Below are 12,187 nucleotides of genomic sequence, written 5' to 3' on the forward strand. Positions count from 1 at the left end.
CATTTTTCTGGAGCCGTTTTCATGATCACGCTGCACTTTCTGATTACCGCCTTTGTCGTCGTCCTCGCACCGGGCACGGGTGTCATCTACACGCTGGCGCTTGGTCTCGGCCAGGGCTGGCGCGCTTCCATCTGGGCCGCAATCGGCTGCACCTTCGGTATCCTTCCGCATCTGGCCGCGGCCACGCTGGGGCTGGCGGCGGTGCTGCACAGCTCTGCCCTCTTGTTCCAGATCGTCAAGGCCGCGGGCGTGGCCTATCTCGTGTACCTCGCCTGGCAGGCGCTGCGCAGCGGCGGCGCGCTGGCTGTGTCCTCGAAACGCACCAGCCAGCCCGGCTGGAAAATCGCCTGGCGCGGCGCGCTGATCAACATCCTGAACCCCAAACTGTCGGTGTTCTTCCTGGCCCTGCTGCCACCGTTCCTGAGCGGCAATCCCACCAGCTCCACGCTGGAAATGTCGGTACTCGGACTGGTGTTCATGGTGATGACCTTTGCCATCTTCGTGCTCTACGGGCTGTTTGCCGCCCAGGCCCGCACTTACCTCTTGAACAGCGAGCGGGTGCTGAAGTGGCTGAACCGCGGCTTTGCGGCCGTCTTTGCAGGCCTTGCCGCCCGGCTGGCCATGGAACGCGCCTGACCCTGCCCGGGAGAGATCCAGATGAGTGATGACAGAACCATCAGCGTCTACGACGACCGCGCGGCGGATTACGCCGAGCTTTTCACCGGCAGAACGGACCCGGGGGAGGAGGCTGATTTTCAGGCCTTCACTGCACGACTGCCCGAAGGCGGCACATTGCTGGACCTTGGCTGCGGCCCCGGCCATTGGGCTGCGCGTTTCCGGGATGCCGGCTTTCGGGTAGCTGCGCTTGATGCCTCGCCGGAAATGGCAGAGGCGGCTCGCGCGGCCTATGGGATTGAGGTCATTACCGCCGGGTTTCACGCGCTGGATGCAGAGGCGGTGTTTGACGGCATCTGGGCCTATTTCAGCCTGCTGCATGTGCCGCGGGAGGAACTTTCCGTTCACCTGACCGCCCTCCGCCGGGCGCTGACCGAAGGCGGCACGCTATGCCTGGCAATGAAACTGGGCGAGAGCGAAGGCCGCGACGAGCTGGGCAGGTTCTATGCGTACTACAGCGAGGACGAGCTGCGCGAAAAACTCGAAACCGCCGGCTTCACCCTGCTCGGCGCCCGCCGCGGGACAGGCAAAGGACTGGCTGGCACTGCCCAGGAGTTCGTAGTACTGACGGCGCATGCCTGAATTATTTGCTTATACCGACGGCGCCTGCTCTGGAAATCCCGGCCCCGGCGGCTGGGGCGTTCTGCTGCGCGCCATGGACGGTGACACCATCGTCAAAGAAAAAGAACTGAGCGGCGGCGAGGCGGAGACCACCAACAACCGGATGGAACTGCTGGCCGCAATCAACGCGCTGGAAAGCCTGGCGCGGCCGTCCACCATCACCGTGGTCACCGACTCGGCCTATGTGAAGAACGGCGTCACCGGCTGGATCTTCGGCTGGAAAAGGAACGGCTGGAAGACGTCCAGCAAGAAACCCGTGAAGAATGTCGAGCTGTGGCAGCGCCTGGACGAAGCGCAAGCCCGCCACAAGGTGACCTGGGAATGGGTCAAGGGCCACGCAGGCCACCCTGAAAACGAGCGCGCGGATGAGCTGGCGCGCGCAGGCATGGCGCCCTTCAAGAAGAAGAAAAGCGCCTGATGCGCAGGGTTGCCGTATGACCTTTCTGGCGCTGCTGGACTATGCCTCGGTGCTGGTCTTTGCCCTTTCCGGCGCGCTGGTCGCCAGCCGGGCGCAGCTGGATATTGTCGGCTTTGCCTTTGTTGCCTGCCTGACCGCGCTGGGCGGCGGCACGTTGCGCGATCTGCTCTTGGACCGCAACCCGGTGTTCTGGATCGGCAACCCCAACTACATCCTGCTGGCCGCGCTGGCCGCCGTGGCGGTGTTCTTCACTGCGCATCTCTTGGAAAGCCGCCTGCGCTGGGTGGTCTGGCTCGACAGCTTTGCCCTTGCCATTGCTGTACCTGCCGGCACCGGTGCCGCGATCTCGCTGGACAGCCCGCCGGTGATCGTCGTGCTGATGGGTATGGCCACCGGCACCATGGGCGGGCTGATGCGCGACGTGGTCTGCAACGAGGTGCCGCTGGTGCTGAAACAGGGCGAGCTTTACATCACCTGCGCCATGGCAGGCGCCATCACTGCCGTTGCGGCCATCTGGCTGGGGTTTGAGCTGAAGTTCGCGCTGCTGGCCTGCGCCGGGGTCTGCTGGGTGCTGCGGGCAGGCTCCATCCTGTTTGGCTGGCACCTGCCGGTCTACAAAAGCCGCCCGCCGCGCAGCTAGGAAAGGCGTCTAGCGCTGGACGTATTTCTGCCAGAGCCAGATCAAAACCAAGGCGCCCAGCACCGCGCCTATGAAACCGGCCATGAAGCCCATCACCGCCAGCAGTGCGCGCAGCACCAATCCGCCGATCAGTGCCCCGGCCATACCGATGCAGACCGTGGTGATGATATCGGTTTCGAGTTTCATCAGCCTGGTTGCCAGAAAGCCTGCCGCGGCGCCGATGATGATCAGGGCAATGATGGGCATCAGACCCTCCGGTTACAGGCGGCTGCCCTTGGGAACCGGGAAGCCGCGCAGGAATACATCGGGATCCTGCGCGCTTTTGCCTGCCCGTTGCAAGCGCAACAGCTGCACTGCTCCCTCGCCGCACGCCACGATCAGGCTGTCGTCCAGCACCTCTCCGGGCGCGCCCTGCCCCTCTGCCAGCCGTGAGGCCAGCAGCTTGATCCGCTGGCCTTCGATCTCGCACCAGGCGCCGGGGAAGGGCGACAGGCCGCGGATCTTGCGGTCCACCTCCGCCGCCGGACGCGTCCAGTCGATCTGCGCCTCCGCCTTGTCAATTTTTTCGGCATAAATGACGCCATCTTCCGGCTGCACTTCGGGTGTCAGCTCCGGCAGGCGGCTCAAGGCTTCGGTGATGAGCGCCGCACCCATTGCAGACAACCTGTCGTGCAACTGCGCGGTGGTTTCTTCCGCACCGATGGCAGTGGCCTCGCGCAACAGCACCGGCCCGGTGTCCAGCCCCGCCTCCATCTGCATGATGCAGACGCCGGTTTCCGCGTCGCCCGCCATGATCGCGCGGTGAATCGGCGCCGCACCGCGCCAGCGCGGCAAAAGGCTGGCGTGGATGTTGAGGCAGCCATGCGCGGGCGCGTCCAGCACCGCCTGCGGCAGGATCAAGCCATAGGCCACGACCACCGCCACATCTGCATTCAAAGCGGCAAAGGCCTCTTGCTCCTCCGCGCCTTTCAGCGAGACCGGGTGGCGCACCTCCAGCCCCAAGGCCGCGGCGCGGGCGTGGACAGGGGTTGGACGGTCCTTCTTGCCGCGGCCCGCAGGCCGGGGCGGCTGGCAATAAACGGCGGCAACCTCGTGCCCGGCCTCCACCAGCGCATCCAGCACCGGCACTGAGAAGTCAGGCGTTCCCATGAAGATAATGCGCATCAATGCCTCCGTAGGGTGGGCAATCTGCCCGCAAATCCCTGCCCCGATTGCCCGGCAGCCTGCTGCCAGGGCGCGAACCGGACCGCAGGCGATCCGGGAATTTAGATCAGCCTCAGCCGTTCAGCTTCTTCGCCTTGCGGATCAGCATGTCGCGTTTCACCTTGCTGAGGCGGTCAAAATACATCTTGCCATTCAGGTGGTCGATCTGGTGCTGCACCGAGGTCGCCTCGATACCGACGAAATCCTTGCGGTCCACCGTGCCCTGCTCATTGATGAAGCGGACGGTCACCGCCCGCGGACGTTTGATCTTGGCGGAGACGCCGGGCAGGTTCGGGCTGGCCTCGTCATGCTCGCGCAGCTCGACCGAGGCGTGCAGGATCTCCGGGTTCGCCAGCTTCACCGCGCGGCCGCGCTCGGTGGAGCCGTCCACGACGGCCAGCCGCAGCATCACGCCAATCTGATTGGCGGCCAGACCCACACCCGGCATTGCCTCCATCGTGTCGACCATGTCGTTCCAGATTTCGCGGATCTCGTCGGTGATCTCTGTCACCTCATCAGCCTTGGTGCGCAGGCGCTTGTCGGGCCAGGGCAGGCAGGTGCGGACGGTCATGTCTGGTATTTCCTCAGGCGCGGGCGCGTTCGCGCTTCAGCTTCTGCATCTTGCGGGTGATCATCTGGCGCTTCAGCGGCTTCAGGTAATCGATGAACAGCTTGCCGTTCAGATGGTCGATCTCATGCTGCACGCAGGTCGCCCACAAGCCGTCAAAGGTTTCCCGCTGCGCGTTGCCGTCGCGGTCCATCCATTCGACCTCCACCACCTTGGGGCGGGTGACCTCGGCGTATTGATCCGGGATCGACAGGCAGCCTTCCTCATAGACGTTGGTCTCGTCCGAGGAAGAAATGATCTGAGGGTTGAACATCACCAGAGGGCGCGGGTCGCCATCCTCTTCCTTGACGCAATCCAGCACGATCAGCCGCTGCAGGATGCCGATCTGCGGCGCTGCCAGGCCAATGCCGGGCGCGGCGTACATGGTTTCCAGCATGTCGTCCGCCAGCACGCGCAAGTCATCGCTCAGGTCCGGCACGGGCACGCAAACCTTTTTCAGGCGGGGATCGGGATGGATCAGGATCGGTCGTTTCATGCGCTTCATGTATGCGATTGCAGGCCCCATCGCAACGCCCCCCTTGCGCACGCTGCCGCAGTGGTTAGCTTCGCATCCAACGATACGGGAGTTCACAGATGAATTTTGACAAACCCACAGACCGCCGCGGCACCCACAGCTCAAAATGGGACAAGATGGAGCAGCTGTTCGGCGTGTCCCCTGAGGATGGCCTGGCGATGTGGACGGCGGACTCCGACTATGAAACCGCGCCCTGCGTGATCGAGGCCGTCAAAAAGGCCGCGGAGCATGGCGTGTTCGGCTACTCCTGGCAGCACCCCGAGTATCTGCAGGCGGTGCAATGGTGGATGAAGAACCGCCACAGCTGGGACATTGAGACCGATTGGATCCTGACATCCCAAGGTCTCGGCAACGCCATCGCGCTTTGCCTCGATGTCTGGAGCCAGCCCGGTGATGGCGTGGTGATCTTCTCGCCCGTTTATCACGAGTTTGCCCACAAGGTGAACAAGGCGGGCCGCAAGGTGACCGAATGCCCGCTGGCACGGGACGGCGACACCTACAATCTGGATCTCGACGATGCACAATCACGCCTGAACGGGACGGAGAAGCTGCTGCTATGGTGTTCTCCGCAGAACCCCTCGGGCCGGGTCTGGACGCCGGAGGAACTGCGCGCAGTCGCAAATTTTGCCAAGCGCAACGGGCTGATCCTGGTCTCGGATGAAATCCACCACGATCTGGTTTACCCGGGCAGCACCTTTGTGCCGATGGACGTGGCCGCGCTGGACGCTCGGCCCTGGACCGTGACCCTGACCGCGCCCTCCAAGACCTTCAACATCGCAGGCCAGCGCACTGGCAACATGATCATCCCCGATCCGGACCTGCGCGCAGCCATGCGGCACCGCCAGGCCACGCTGGATTATGATCCCAGCGGCCTCGGCGTGGCGATGATCATGGCCGCCTATTCGCCCGAAGGGGCAGAGTGGGTCGACGCACAGATCGCGCATTTGGAAGGCAACCGGAAACTGTTTGACGAAACCGTCAACGCGCTGCCGGGTCTGAAATCGCTGCCTCTGCAGTCCACCTATTTGGCCTGGCTCGACTTCTCCGGCACCGGCATGAACCGCGAGGAATTCATCAAGCGCCTGCGCGAAGACGCCAGAATCGCCACCTCACCCGGTGACGGCTTTGGCACCGGCGGCGAACTCATGGAGCGGTTCAATCTGGCGACCCAGCGGTCGCGGGTGGAGGAAGCCTGCCGCCGGCTGACCGCAGCCTTCTCGGACCTGCAATAAGCATGAAGCGCCTGCTGCGCCTCTTGGCGCTGGTTGCTTTGACCGGCGCCGCCTGGATGGCCTGGCAGGCCTTTGCCCCGCGCCCAGCACCGCCGCCGCAATCTGCGGCGGTGGACCGGATCGACCGTATCCTGATCGAGAAATCCGCCCGCCGACTGACCGCCAGCCGGGATGGCGAGATGGTCCTGGAGTTCCCTATCGCGCTTGGCTTTGCCCCTGCTGGCGATAAGGAACAGGAAGGCGACAGCAAGACGCCGGAGGGCATCTTTCGGATCGACCGGCGCAATCCTAACAGCGCCTATCACCTGTCGCTGGGAATCAACTATCCGCAGCCCGATGACCGTGCCCGCGCGCAGGCGGCAGGTGTTAGCCCGGGCGGCGATATTTTTATCCACGGGCAGCCCAATGCAGTGGGCAATCTGGTCACCCTACCCGGCGACTGGACCGCCGGATGCATCGCTGTCAGCAATGAACAGATGGAAACGCTCTGGCGCCTGGCAGAGATAGGAATTGAGGTTGAAATCCGCCCCTGAACCGCTTCAAATCTTGCCCTGCGACTGGTCGAAAGGGATAAGCCCCGCAGGCGCATCCGGCGACTTGTAGAAATCCACCGGCGCCTTGTCGGCGGCAGGGGTGGAGCGCTTGAATTCATAACGCATCTCGCCGCCCTCTTCCTCGCCAGCCACGATCAGGCATTGCGACACATGACGGGCGCCGTCGTAGATATCAACCAGCCCGCGCAGCATCGGTGCGGTTTCCGCCTCGACCGAGAAACCGGTCTTCCACAGCCGCAGCACCGGATAGAGCTCATTATCCGCCATCACCCGCAAACGGCTCTTGCGCCGCATCCCCTGCAGGCGGGCGGTGTCCAGCGCTTCCTGCACGGCTTTGGGTACGTAGGTGTTCATGTCAGCGGCCTTCCAAATGCTTCGGTTTACACGGGTCCTTCTTTCAACGGTGCGTCACAAATATATAAAATCAAGTGAACATTTTCGAAAATTTGACGGCCGCGCAATTTTGTTGCTGCTGTGCAGAGGTGCAGAAGGCCTGCGCGCTGGCCTGCATAGGCGCAGGCGCCTTGCCCGCATATGTTTGCCCTGCACAGCAGCAGGAGCAGACGCGATGGGCCTTTTGATCGACGGGAAATGGCACGACCAGTGGTATGACACCGGCTCTACCGGTGGCGCCTTCAAGCGCAGCGAATCGCAGTTCCGCAACTGGATCACCGCCGACGGCAGCCCGGGCCCGTCAGGCAAAGGCGGCTTCCCGGCGGAAAGCGGGCGCTATCATCTTTACGTCTCGCTTGCCTGCCCCTGGGCGCACCGCACGCTGATCTTCCGCCAGCTGAAGGGGCTGGCAGAGCATATCTCTGTCTCTGTCGTGCACCCCGACATGCTGGGCGAAGGCTGGACCTTTGAAACCGACGAACATGGCGCCACCGGCGACGGCCTGTTCGGCAGTTCGCACCTGCACCAAGTCTACACCCGCGCCGATGCGGAATACACCGGCCGGGTGACGGTGCCGGTGCTGTGGGACAAGGAGCAGAACACCATCGTCTCCAACGAAAGTGCCGAGATCATCCGCATGTTCAACTCGGCCTTTGACGGGATCACCGGCAACAGTGACGACTATTGGCCGGAAGAGCTGCGCGAGCCGATTGAGGCGGTAAACGCCCGTGTCTACAGCACCATCAACAACGGCGTCTACAAATGCGGGTTTGCCACCTCGCAGCAAGCCTATGACGAGGCCGTCGCGCCGCTGTTCGAAAGCCTGGACTGGCTGGAAGATCTGCTGTCGCAGCACCGCTACCTGCTGGGTGAGCGCATCACCGAGGCCGACTGGCGGCTGTTCACCACCCTGTTGCGTTTCGATCCGGTCTATCACACCCACTTCAAGTGCAACCGCAAACGGCTGATGGATTACCCGAACCTCTGGGCCTACACCCGCGAGCTGCACCAGTGGCCGGGTGTGGCGGAGACGGTCGGCATGCAGCACATCGTGCGCCACTATTATTACAGCCATGACACCATCAATCCGCATCGGATCATCCCCACCAACCCGGATATCAACTGGCAGGAACCGCACGGACGCGGCTGACTCACGCGATTGCGTCTGCACCACCGTAAATAGGGAGTTCACGCCCCGCACAGCATAGGTTAATACGCGCAGTGCCTCAGATGGCAGCCGGCCCTGGCCGGTGTGAACTCTCACCGGTGGCGACTGCGATGCATGACCTCTCTCACGACCCCGCAACCCAGCCCCGCGATCACGGCGGCAATCTGAGTGCAGCGATCGCCGAATTCGGCGGCAGCCGCGACGGCTGGATCGACCTTTCCACCGGCATCAACCCGCACCCCTATCCGCTGCCGCAGTTCAGCGCCGGTGACTGGGGCGCGCTGCCGGATGCGGATGCGCTGGCCGGTCTGGAACAGGCCGCCCGCAGCTTCTGGAATATCCCGGAGGAGGCCGCTGTTCTTGCCGCCCCCGGCGCCTCTGCTCTGATTGCCGCCCTGCCTGCGCTGGCCGAGCCGCGCTGGGTGCAGATCACCAAGCCCACCTACAACGAACACGCCGCCGCATTTGAGGCCCGCGGCTGGATTGTCCGGGTGCATGGGCCTGCGGAGGCCAAGGTGGCTGTGCATCCCAACAACCCGGATGGCCGGATGTGGCGCGAGGACGAGCTTACCGCACCGCTGACGATCATCGACGAAAGCTTCTGCGATGTGTGTCCGGGTGAAAGCCTGATCCGCATGGCTGCCCGCCCCGCCGTTGTCGTGCTGAAGAGCTTTGGCAAATTCTGGGGCCTGGCCGGGATGCGGCTGGGCTTTGCCATCGGCGACCCCAAGCTGATTGCGCAGCTGGCCACCTGGCAGGGCCCCTGGGCGGTCTCCGGCCCGGCCCTGCGCACCGGCACATTGGCCTTGCAGGACAATGCCTGGGCCGAAGCCACTCGCACCCGGCTGCATCAGGATGCCGCCCGGCTGGACGAACTTGTGCTCGCCAAGGGTGCCAGCTTGGCCGGCGGCACCGACCTGTTCCGGCTTTACCATGTAGATGATGCCGCTGCCTGGCAGCAAAAGCTGGCCAGCGCCCATATCTGGAGCCGCATTTTCCCCTATTCCAAGACTTTCCTGCGCCTTGGCCTGCCGCCTGCGGACGGCTGGGACCGTCTGGAGGCCGCGCTGTGACCACCGCCGGAATGCTTGCCGTGGCCCTGCTGCTGGACGCCGTCCTGGGCGAGCCGAAATGGCTGTGGTCGCGCCTGACCCACCCTGCGGTGCTGATGGGCAGGCTGGTCGGTTTCCTTGACCGTAAGCTCAACACCGGCCCCAGCCGCCGCCTCAACGGCGTGCTTGCGGCAGCGGCCCTGGTTCTGGCAGGCCTCATCGCGGGCAAGCTGCTGGCCCTGCCCGGTACACTGGTCGAAATTCTGGTGGCGGCCGTCCTGATCGCCCAGCGGTCCCTGACCGAACATGTTGCCACGGTTGCCAAGGGCCTGCGCAGCAGCCTGGAGGAGGGCCGCCAGGCCGTGGCCATGATCGTTAGCCGCGACACTGGTGCCATGACCGCACCGCAGGCCGCGCGCTCCGCCATCGAAAGCGGTGCTGAGAACCTGTCGGATGGCGTCATTGCGCCTGCCTTCTGGTTTCTGATCGCCGGGCTGCCGGGGCTGATCATCTACAAGATGGTCAACACCGCCGACAGCATGATCGGCTACCGCAACGACCGCTACCGGGACTTTGGCTGGGCCGCCGCCCGGCTGGACGACCTGCTGAACCTGATCCCGGCCCGCCTGACCGGGTTGATGATCGCCGCCGCCGGCGGCCAGTTGCGCCACTGGCGTGCCATTGCCGGGGATGCCCGCAAGCACCGCTCTCCCAATGCCGGCTGGCCGGAGGCCGCGATGGCGCGGGCGCTGGATACATCGCTGGCAGGCCCCCGCTCCTATGACGGCGAAATGCGCGATTTCGCCTGGGTGCACGCCAAGGGCACCAAAAGCGCCAGCGCCGAAACCATCAACCGTTCCGTTGCGCTCCTTTGGCAAACCTGGGCGCTTGCGCTGGCCCTGACGGTTGCCATCGCCGCAGTTTTCTAGCACATAAGTTCCTGTGGGAGCGGTAAGACCAAGGAGCGCCAGAACCATGCGCCTATTGCCCTTTGTCCTCGCAGCGGCCCTGCTGCCTGCGGCAGCGGCGGCCCAATGCGGCGGCGGCTTTCAGAATTTCGTGAAACTGATGAAGGACGAGGCGGTTCAGGCCGGGTATGACAACGCCACGGTCAATGCTTTCTTTGCCGGCACCCGTCAGGACCCCCGCGTGCTCAAGGCCGACCGCGGCCAGGGCGTGTTCCAGAAACCCTTCATCGACTTCTCCCGCCGCCTGATCTCGCAAAACCGGCTGAAAACAGGCCGCCAGATGGCGCAGAAACACGACACCACCTTCCAGCGGATCGAAAGCACCTATGGCATCGACCGCGGCGTGCTGCTGGCCTTCTGGGCGTTCGAGACCGACTACGGCGGCTATCAGGGCGATTTCAACACCCGCGACGCGCTGGTCACCCTGGCGCATGACTGCCGCCGCCCGGAACTGTTCCGCCCGCAAGTGTTTGCCGCGCTGGAAATGTTCAAGCAGGGCAACTTCGACCCGAAACGCACCACCGGCGCCTGGGCAGGCGAGATCGGCATGGTGCAGATGCTGCCGGGAGACATCCTGCAGCACGGCGTGGATGCCGATGGCGACGGCAAGGTCAGCCTGAAATCCTCTGCCCCCGATGCGCTGATGTCCGGCGCACGGATGCTGTCGCATCTGGGCTGGCAGCCGGGCCAGCCCTGGCTGCAGGAAGTCACCATCCCCGAAGACCTGGACCTGTCTCTCAGCGGCACTGCACGAAAAAAGTCGGTTGCCCAATGGCGCAAGCTGGGTGTCTCCGCCCGCGACGGCAGCCTGCCGGATCCGTCGATGCGCGCCTCGCTGCTGCTGCCGCAGGGCCACAAGGGGCCGGCCTTCCTCGCCTATCCGAATTTCGACGTCTATTTCGAGTGGAACCAGAGCTTCACCTATGTGCTGACCGCCGCCTATTTTGCCAACCGGCTGCAGGGCGCGGATGTCTATGAGGCCGGCAGGCCCGACAATGGGCTGAACGGCGCCCAGATGAAGCAGCTGCAGCAGAAACTGCAGGCCCGCGGCCACAATGTCGGCGACATTGACGGCATCCTTGGCGCCCGCACCCGGGTTGCGGTGCAAAAGGAGCAGCAGCGCCTCGGCCTGCCTGCCGACGCCTGGCCCACGCCCGCGCTGCTGAAGAAGCTTTAACGCACCGGGAACCTTTCGCCCTTTTCGGTGATCAGGATGATCCGGCTGCCGTTGCGCACAAACAGGTCGCAGCGCCCGAACCCGTTGGTAAAGTCCACGCAGATGCTGCCATCGCCGGCAATCCGGTAGGTACCCCAGGCGGTGCCGCCGCCATTCTCCGAGGAGTAGGTATAGGCATAGGCCCCGCCGCTGCCGTATTGCGACTCGCCCCCGTCAAAAAAGCGGAAGGACTGTCCAGGCAGCGCGTCCAGCTCCGCTTGCGCAAAGGGCGTGTCGCCGGGGCGCAGCTGCCAGCTGTCCGCCGCGGCGGTCCCTGCGGGCAGGCAAAAGAAAAGGGGCATGATCCATTTCATGCCCCCACCCTAGCGATTGATCCTGCAATCCGCTGTCACGATCCGGTGACAGGCCGGTTTACCAGTCGATGAATTCTTCAAACTCCTGCAACGCCCGGTTCCATTTTCCGACGGCCAGGGCAAAATCATCCGAAGTCATGCCGTCATTCCCAAGCAGCACATCCATCTCGATCCGGGCGGAGCCTTCCTCGGAGACATAGGCACGGGCAAAACGGTTATTGGTGTTCCATTCGTTGATCTTGGACAGGCGCACGCTGCCGTCTGTCTGGTAGCCGGAGAAGAACTGGATCGCATCGCAGTTGGCGTTGTCCTCGCAGCCGTAGTAGTAGACGGAAAAATCGTTGCCGTAATATTCGACTTTCAGGTTCGGATCACCAACGCTGTCGGTGGTCACTTCGACCTTGGCGCCTTCGTCCTTAAAAAAGTTGGCGACGCTGTCGCCGGTCTTGGCCACCACATTGCCAGCCATCGCGGCAGCCGGGGTCATCAGCACCGCAGCAGCGGCAATTGCTTTGAGCATATTCATTTGTCACTCCACAAAACTTTGTCTTTGCAAACAGGCCCCGGCACAGATCCCCCCTGCGCCAGACC

17 protein-coding genes are annotated in these 12,187 nt (G+C 63.8%); 10 read left to right on the forward strand and 7 right to left on the reverse strand.

The genetic code is table 11. The features are described from left to right. The first annotated feature begins 21 nt into the window (after nucleotides 1-21). The 4 genes from RA25_RS08445 to RA25_RS08460 are packed head-to-tail and all read left to right on the forward strand — an operon-like array spanning nucleotide 22 to nucleotide 2,354. Entirely contained in the window at nucleotides 22-636 is a 615-nt protein-coding gene (locus RA25_RS08445; RefSeq protein WP_039171519.1) for a LysE family translocator, read from the forward strand. Nucleotides 637-657: 21 nt separating this feature from the next. Beyond that, the gene (locus RA25_RS08450) at nucleotides 658-1,257 is read left to right on the forward strand and encodes a class I SAM-dependent DNA methyltransferase (RefSeq protein WP_019296613.1); all 600 of its coding nucleotides are present in this window, start codon (nucleotides 658-660) and stop codon (nucleotides 1,255-1,257) included. Next, the gene (gene rnhA, locus RA25_RS08455; protein WP_019296614.1) at nucleotides 1,250-1,714 is read left to right on the forward strand and encodes a ribonuclease HI; all 465 of its coding nucleotides are present in this window, start codon (nucleotides 1,250-1,252) and stop codon (nucleotides 1,712-1,714) included. The genes RA25_RS08450 and rnhA overlap by 8 nt, the downstream gene beginning before the upstream one ends. Before the next feature lie 16 nt (nucleotides 1,715-1,730). After that, entirely contained in the window at nucleotides 1,731-2,354 is a 624-nt protein-coding gene (locus RA25_RS08460; RefSeq protein ID WP_019296615.1) for a trimeric intracellular cation channel family protein, read from the forward strand. Nucleotides 2,355-2,363: 9 nt separating this feature from the next. Here the strand turns inward: RA25_RS08460 and RA25_RS08465 are convergent, their stop codons facing one another. The 4 genes from RA25_RS08465 to def (RA25_RS08480) all read right to left on the reverse strand — a co-directional run bounded on the left by RA25_RS08465 (nucleotide 2,364) and on the right by def (RA25_RS08480) (nucleotide 4,660). Further along, nucleotides 2,364-2,600 (reverse strand): GlsB/YeaQ/YmgE family stress response membrane protein, encoded by a 237-nt coding sequence (locus RA25_RS08465; protein ID WP_019296616.1) that lies wholly within the window; start codon nucleotides 2,598-2,600, stop codon nucleotides 2,364-2,366. Between the two features lie 12 nt (nucleotides 2,601-2,612). Next, on the reverse strand, nucleotides 2,613-3,518 hold the full coding sequence (fmt, locus tag RA25_RS08470; RefSeq protein WP_039171522.1) for a methionyl-tRNA formyltransferase: 906 nt from the start codon (nucleotides 3,516-3,518) through the stop codon (nucleotides 2,613-2,615). A gap of 112 nt (nucleotides 3,519-3,630) precedes the next feature. Next, nucleotides 3,631-4,128, reverse strand: coding sequence for a peptide deformylase (gene def, locus RA25_RS08475; protein ID WP_019296618.1), 498 nt, complete (start codon nucleotides 4,126-4,128; stop codon nucleotides 3,631-3,633). A 13-nt stretch (nucleotides 4,129-4,141) separates the two neighbouring features. Then, on the reverse strand, nucleotides 4,142-4,660 hold the full coding sequence (def, locus tag RA25_RS08480) for a peptide deformylase (protein ID WP_029204849.1): 519 nt from the start codon (nucleotides 4,658-4,660) through the stop codon (nucleotides 4,142-4,144). A 98-nt stretch (nucleotides 4,661-4,758) separates the two neighbouring features. Between def (RA25_RS08480) and RA25_RS08485 the strand changes: the two genes are divergently transcribed. Both RA25_RS08485 and RA25_RS08490 read left to right on the forward strand, forming a co-directional pair. Further along, nucleotides 4,759-5,931 carry a MalY/PatB family protein gene (locus tag RA25_RS08485; RefSeq protein ID WP_039171524.1) on the forward strand — a complete coding sequence of 391 codons (1,173 nt, stop codon included), beginning with the start codon at nucleotides 4,759-4,761 and terminating at the stop codon, nucleotides 5,929-5,931. Between the two features lie 2 nt (nucleotides 5,932-5,933). Further along, nucleotides 5,934-6,464, forward strand: a complete 531-nt coding sequence (locus RA25_RS08490) for a L,D-transpeptidase family protein (protein ID WP_039171527.1) — start codon at nucleotides 5,934-5,936, stop codon at nucleotides 6,462-6,464. A 6-nt stretch (nucleotides 6,465-6,470) separates the two neighbouring features. Here the strand turns inward: RA25_RS08490 and RA25_RS08495 are convergent, their stop codons facing one another. Next, nucleotides 6,471-6,839 carry a hypothetical protein gene (locus RA25_RS08495; protein WP_039147151.1) on the reverse strand — a complete coding sequence of 123 codons (369 nt, stop codon included), beginning with the start codon at nucleotides 6,837-6,839 and terminating at the stop codon, nucleotides 6,471-6,473. Nucleotides 6,840-7,053: 214 nt separating this feature from the next. Here RA25_RS08495 and RA25_RS08500 point away from each other — a divergent pair, with 214 nt between their 5' ends. From RA25_RS08500 to RA25_RS08515, 4 genes are all read left to right on the forward strand, one after another. Then, on the forward strand, nucleotides 7,054-8,028 hold the full coding sequence (locus RA25_RS08500; RefSeq protein ID WP_039171529.1) for a glutathione S-transferase family protein: 975 nt from the start codon (nucleotides 7,054-7,056) through the stop codon (nucleotides 8,026-8,028). Between the two features lie 128 nt (nucleotides 8,029-8,156). Then, complete coding sequence (locus RA25_RS08505; protein WP_082023053.1) at nucleotides 8,157-9,119, forward strand: threonine-phosphate decarboxylase; 963 nt, start codon at nucleotides 8,157-8,159, stop codon at nucleotides 9,117-9,119. Next, nucleotides 9,116-10,027, forward strand: coding sequence for an adenosylcobinamide-phosphate synthase CbiB (gene cbiB / locus RA25_RS08510; RefSeq protein WP_039171535.1), 912 nt, complete (start codon nucleotides 9,116-9,118; stop codon nucleotides 10,025-10,027). Before RA25_RS08505 ends, cbiB begins: the two co-directional genes overlap by 4 nt. Nucleotides 10,028-10,073: 46 nt before the next feature. Then, nucleotides 10,074-11,243 carry a lytic murein transglycosylase gene (locus RA25_RS08515; RefSeq protein WP_019296626.1) on the forward strand — a complete coding sequence of 390 codons (1,170 nt, stop codon included), beginning with the start codon at nucleotides 10,074-10,076 and terminating at the stop codon, nucleotides 11,241-11,243. Here RA25_RS08515 and RA25_RS08520 read toward each other — a convergent pair. Together RA25_RS08520 and RA25_RS08525 are read right to left on the reverse strand one after the other, a co-directional pair. Continuing rightward, nucleotides 11,240-11,584 carry a hypothetical protein gene (locus RA25_RS08520; protein WP_446720368.1) on the reverse strand — a complete coding sequence of 115 codons (345 nt, stop codon included), beginning with the start codon at nucleotides 11,582-11,584 and terminating at the stop codon, nucleotides 11,240-11,242. The genes RA25_RS08515 and RA25_RS08520 overlap by 4 nt on opposite strands. Nucleotides 11,585-11,654: 70 nt before the next feature. Continuing rightward, entirely contained in the window at nucleotides 11,655-12,122 is a 468-nt protein-coding gene (locus RA25_RS08525) for a YbjN domain-containing protein (RefSeq protein ID WP_019296628.1), read from the reverse strand. Nucleotides 12,123-12,187: the final 65 nt, after the last annotated feature.

Origin of the sequence: Leisingera sp. ANG-S5, from assembly GCF_000813925.1 — a bacterium.
Classification (GTDB): Bacteria; Pseudomonadota; Alphaproteobacteria; order Rhodobacterales; family Rhodobacteraceae; genus Leisingera.

Coding starts and splice junctions, on each gene's coding strand:
- RA25_RS08520 (WP_446720368.1), bottom strand. CDS start 11,584: ATGCCCCTTTTCTTTTGCCTGCCCGCAGGGACCGCCGCGGCGGACAGC.
- RA25_RS08505 (WP_082023053.1), top strand. CDS start 8,157: ATGCATGACCTCTCTCACGACCCCGCAACCCAGCCCCGCGATCACGGC.
- RA25_RS08450 (WP_019296613.1), top strand. CDS start 658: ATGAGTGATGACAGAACCATCAGCGTCTACGACGACCGCGCGGCGGAT.
- RA25_RS08525 (WP_019296628.1), bottom strand. CDS start 12,122: ATGAATATGCTCAAAGCAATTGCCGCTGCTGCGGTGCTGATGACCCCG.
- RA25_RS08445 (WP_039171519.1), top strand. CDS start 22: ATGATCACGCTGCACTTTCTGATTACCGCCTTTGTCGTCGTCCTCGCA.
- RA25_RS08465 (WP_019296616.1), bottom strand. CDS start 2,600: ATGCCCATCATTGCCCTGATCATCATCGGCGCCGCGGCAGGCTTTCTG.
- def (WP_029204849.1), bottom strand. CDS start 4,660: ATGAAACGACCGATCCTGATCCATCCCGATCCCCGCCTGAAAAAGGTT.
- RA25_RS08490 (WP_039171527.1), top strand. CDS start 5,934: ATGAAGCGCCTGCTGCGCCTCTTGGCGCTGGTTGCTTTGACCGGCGCC.
- fmt (WP_039171522.1), bottom strand. CDS start 3,518: ATGCGCATTATCTTCATGGGAACGCCTGACTTCTCAGTGCCGGTGCTG.
- RA25_RS08515 (WP_019296626.1), top strand. CDS start 10,074: ATGCGCCTATTGCCCTTTGTCCTCGCAGCGGCCCTGCTGCCTGCGGCA.
- RA25_RS08495 (WP_039147151.1), bottom strand. CDS start 6,839: ATGAACACCTACGTACCCAAAGCCGTGCAGGAAGCGCTGGACACCGCC.
- RA25_RS08500 (WP_039171529.1), top strand. CDS start 7,054: ATGGGCCTTTTGATCGACGGGAAATGGCACGACCAGTGGTATGACACC.
- RA25_RS08485 (WP_039171524.1), top strand. CDS start 4,759: ATGAATTTTGACAAACCCACAGACCGCCGCGGCACCCACAGCTCAAAA.
- RA25_RS08460 (WP_019296615.1), top strand. CDS start 1,731: ATGACCTTTCTGGCGCTGCTGGACTATGCCTCGGTGCTGGTCTTTGCC.
- def (WP_019296618.1), bottom strand. CDS start 4,128: ATGACCGTCCGCACCTGCCTGCCCTGGCCCGACAAGCGCCTGCGCACC.
- rnhA (WP_019296614.1), top strand. CDS start 1,250: ATGCCTGAATTATTTGCTTATACCGACGGCGCCTGCTCTGGAAATCCC.